The following is a 4,327-nucleotide window of genomic DNA, read 5'->3' on the forward strand; positions in this document are numbered from 1 at the left end:
TAAAAAATGCCGTCATTTTCCACATTAGCCTCGGCCAAGTAACGAATTTATGTTGTTTCAGGCTCCGAATTAGGGCTAATTGCATCTGGTGACAGCGTCGCTTCAATCAGGCCTAGTAAGGAAGTCTGGGGGGAGCTGCGGGAAATGCAGCAACGGGGCAAGGAGATCCATCGGTTGCAGAAGCGTATTGTAGCCCTGATAAAGAAAGCAGATGCGATCGCCTCCACTGCCAAACGGCTAGGACTGCAACTGCCCAACATCCAGCACTCCAGCGACTCAAACGAGTGGTACACACTGGCTGAATGGGTAGAGCGAGCCAGGCGCGTCATGGGTGGCATCGACCTCGACCCAGCGAGCAACCCAGAGGCGCAGGGCTGGATTCAGGCCGCTACTTACTACACCCAGGAACAGGACGGCATGGTGCAGCCCTGGAAGGGACGAATGTGGCTGAACCCTCCCTACGGCCAGCGCAAGAGCAAGCCAGTGAAAGTTTACGGAGCATCCGCGTGGATCGAGCGGGCGATCGCCGAGTACAAAGCTGGCAATGTTCACCAGGCGGTATTGTGGCTGAGAGCATCCGGTAACAGTGGTATTCAGGCACTGGAAGCGAAGAGATTCCCTCGGGTGGTACTAGGACGGGTTAACCATGCCCCAGCAGGTGCTAATGGGAAGCCACAGAAGGGCGTAGGACATGACACGGTGGTTTACTATCTTGGCCCTAATTCAGACGCTTTCCATCATGAGTTTATGAACCTAGCCGTCACTGGGAATGATGGCGATCGCCAACAGTTTGTGTAAAACCTAAATGCAGCGCACAATTTTTACACAAATCTAAGCGCTGAAAGGATTACAGGAAAATCTTAAGGAACAGATAACCACAATTATCGTTACTGTAAGCCAAGTTTTATGCCAAACCAGTATTACTGGGAATATAACTTCCCTTATATTACACTCGCTAAACTAATGCTGAGTTTAGCCAGGGGAAGGCGATCGCCATGCCAATTAACCGAGAGGATCAGGAACTCCGAGACTGGGACAACCTACGGGCAGCCACAGGTAAGCGATGCCTAAATAGAAAGGATCTCTATGGGGCGCAGTAGCGGCAGATGGGAAAGTTTTGATGGCTTTTGCTAGAGCGGGGATTAGTTGGGGTAAGCAGAAGAAGAAGAGAGGAGATCACTAATGCCCCCTTATCGCGTAATTATTGCTGGCACTCGTGCCTTCAAGGACTATGAGCTATTACGCAATCGCCTCAATCATCTTCTATCCAATCGACTACCGGACGTGGCAATCGTTTCTGGTTGCGCATCTAATGCTGACAAGCTAGGGGAACGGTACGCAGCCGAAATGAGTTTAGAGGTACATCGCTACCCTGGTGAATGGATACGCTACGGCAAGGTTGCTCGAACAAAGCAAAACGAACTAATGGCGGATAACGCGGATGCCTGCGTGCTGCTCTGGGATGGAAAATCACGAAATGCAGAGGATATGCTCAGAACAGCAACAATCAAAGGGTTGGAAATTAGGCTCATTAGGTGTGAGAGCGATCGCCCCGAAGCCTGACGCTTAACCCATCCATAGCTTTCCACCCCATTTTTTCTTGGTATCCTTTGGCAAGAGCCAAAGTACCATCCATTTTTCCAGGTAACGCTATCTGTTCGATCTGGCTAGATAGAACTTACCTGCCCGAAATTAACAGATAGGTTCTAGGGGAAATAAGGGTAGCGATCGTCCTTACAAAATCAGAAATTAATTGTAGTTCTAGCGAGCGTTTTCGAGGCAACTTTTCCCATTTTTCAAGGGGTTGAGCGGGTTTGCAAAAATCAATCTCAAAATTCCATTTTTATAAACTTTTCACCTTAAAGGTTTTCTAACAAGGCTCTTAGCAAAAGCTCTAGGAGTAGTTGACAAAAGTTCTGAGAATCTAGACTCATTTGTCTAACATCGGTACAAGTGAGAATGCTTCTCTGGAGAATATTTTGATTTCTGCTACAGCAGTAAACTCAGCAATCGCTTCCGCTTGAGAAACTGAGGAAATTTAGGTCTCAAACCCCGAGGAATTTGTTGTTTTAGATAGGTTAGAGACTTGAATAGTAGAAATCTTCCAGCAAGGTAGTGTCGTCGCTACCACGAGCAGCTGCTTGCCCCCGGTCATAGGAGCTGAGAGAGCAGAAGCTGATGATCAATGCACCGCCTTTACCCGGGCTCAGAGGGCGGTGGTTCATCAACGTCGCAAACAAGCAGAAGGGCTGCAGAACCCGGAAGGGAGAAGAAATAGATCAAGCCACCTAAGCGATCGCCCCCAGCAGTCCACCTCAGCGTGCACAGTAACCAGCAAACAAAAACCCGCTTCACTTGTCGTTGATGCGGGGTAGCAGCTTTAGAAGTTTCCTCCTATCTATAAAAGAGGCTGCTACGGCCTAAAAGCTTCACCCTTAAATAAGAACAACCTCAACAAGAAGCCCTGACCGCGTAGCCAGAGCCAGGGTCGTGTATACCTTTATTCGATCCTGCTACCTCCACTGGCAACCAACCACAGCCGAGTCACCCGCACATTAGCGGGAGTGGTCGAGGGGATAGATAGTGATGCAGTATCAAGCAAAAGCCCGTACCCTGTGAGGCAATGCGGGCGGAATCAAGATTATTCGGATTGTGGCATGGGGGTAGGGTGCAGCAAAAAGCCGCCGTTGACATCGGCGGCATGGTTACAACTCCTTGCTTCGTCAGTTGTGACGAGTTCTAAGCAGTCTTACAGGGATTACGGCTAAGGCACTCTTCCAAAAAACAGAGAAAAATAGCTCATCAAAAAAACGCCGTTGATAGGGAAACAACCTCAACAGGCACTGGCTTAGTTTCTCCGGCGATCGCATGTGTCCAAATTGGACAGATAACTGCCTAGACATTCTTGCAAGTGAGGCGGGCTTAGCCCGCCTCTATTCTTACGCTAACCTAAAGCCATCGTGCTCAGCTTGCGATGAACACGATGGGCGAATACAGGGATTGGGGGAAGATGTGGGGAAATCCCCAGCATGTAAGAGCTGTAAGCTTTGCTGTATAGGGCTTCCAAAAATATGGGTGGCCGTTGAGGACACGGATACCCATAACAGTTCAAGAGTGAAAACTGCTTGGAACCTTCTCATGTGCGACAATAGCAAGCAAAAGCCCGCATCCTGTGAGGCAATGCGGGCGGAAATCAAGATCTTCGTCTTTTGGAATTGTTGCATGGATGGCGATCGCCAACAAAAAAACGCCCTGCAGTAATGCCAGGGCGTGAATTATCTTCACCTAAATTCATCCTCCCATTTCACCCATGCGGCTCTACAGCAGATTCACCAGCACATCGGAGCGGCAGACGAAGAGCATTAAGTAGTGGTGCGGAGAGAAACAATTCGCCTTCTCCAGTTGTAATCAAAGCATCCGCCATCTGTGCATCAGACGGTGCATTCTTAGCGGATGGGAAAAGGAACTCCTGCTTGCCACACTTAAAAATGTGCCCTGTTGATAGCATCTACTTCAATGAACAATTCAACGTGCAGTGCAGCAAGTGTAGCCCTTACGCTTGGCTATTATTTTTCTGTGGGGCAAATGAAGCACGGTCAGCATTACACTTTAACCAATGCAAAAACCTGGCAATCAATGGCTTTCAAGTCGTTAGACGGGGTTGTTAGCTATTTAGAGGTTAGGCAAGAACAAGTAAACAGAGCCACCAGCTAGGCGATCGCCAAAAGAAAGCTCACCATCGAGGGGTGCGTGGATATTTGGCCTATGCTGCTGGCATTGTCGAATGGCGGCGATCGCCAACGCTCCCAATAAAAAAACCGCCCCTAGGAGGGCGGGCGGTTGTTTGTATCAGATTGTATCCGTCCTCATTATTCCACCGATGAATGTCGCTCTCCACAACAACCAGCGGCAGTGGTTGAGGCGTTAGGTGGTGGTGCGGTGTCGGTAGTAAAAAGCCCACATCCTGTGAGCTGATGCGGGGTGGGGGGAATCAAGCCTATTGGGATTGGAGCATAGACAAAGAAAACCGCCATCAATCGACAGCAGCACACCCTATAGGTACTTAAAGGATTCCGCGATCGCTGCCCTCCCTACCCCTTCGTGGATTTGCTGCCTTTACGTGAGGTAATGGGCTGGAGAAATCTGGAGGCGGATAGGATTACTCAAGAGGCGCTATCTGCCCTTAAGAGTAGAGAGCTATGAAGCGATAAATATCGTAGCTAAAGGATTCCTTAGGCTAACCCACACCCTATACTGTTGTTTCGAGACACTGATGATTGTTGGCACCCCCTGCTCAATCAACTCACAGCCGAACCGATAAGCCTCT

General features: G+C 49.3%; 3 protein-coding genes. 2 read left to right on the top strand and 1 reads right to left on the bottom strand.

All coding sequences use genetic code 11. From position 1 onward, the window contains the following. Window positions 1-144 precede the first annotated feature (144 nt). Both H6F91_RS00020 and H6F91_RS00025 read left to right on the top strand, forming a co-directional pair. Window positions 145-798: a DNA N-6-adenine-methyltransferase gene (locus H6F91_RS00020; RefSeq protein ID WP_190789167.1), complete on the top strand. Its 654-nt coding sequence runs from the start codon at window positions 145-147 to the stop codon at window positions 796-798. A gap of 384 nt (window positions 799-1,182) precedes the next feature. Continuing rightward, window positions 1,183-1,563 (top strand): SLOG family protein, encoded by a 381-nt coding sequence (locus H6F91_RS00025; protein WP_190789168.1) that lies wholly within the window; start codon window positions 1,183-1,185, stop codon window positions 1,561-1,563. A gap of 515 nt (window positions 1,564-2,078) precedes the next feature. Here the strand turns inward: H6F91_RS00025 and H6F91_RS00030 are convergent. Beyond that, window positions 2,079-2,225 carry a hypothetical protein gene (locus H6F91_RS00030; protein WP_190772093.1) on the bottom strand — a complete coding sequence of 49 codons (147 nt, stop codon included), beginning with the start codon at window positions 2,223-2,225 and terminating at the stop codon, window positions 2,079-2,081. Window positions 2,226-4,327 lie beyond the last annotated feature (2,102 nt).

It is taken from the genome of Leptolyngbya sp. FACHB-8 (assembly GCF_014695575.1).
GTDB lineage: Bacteria > Cyanobacteriota > Cyanobacteriia > Elainellales > Elainellaceae > Vacuolonema.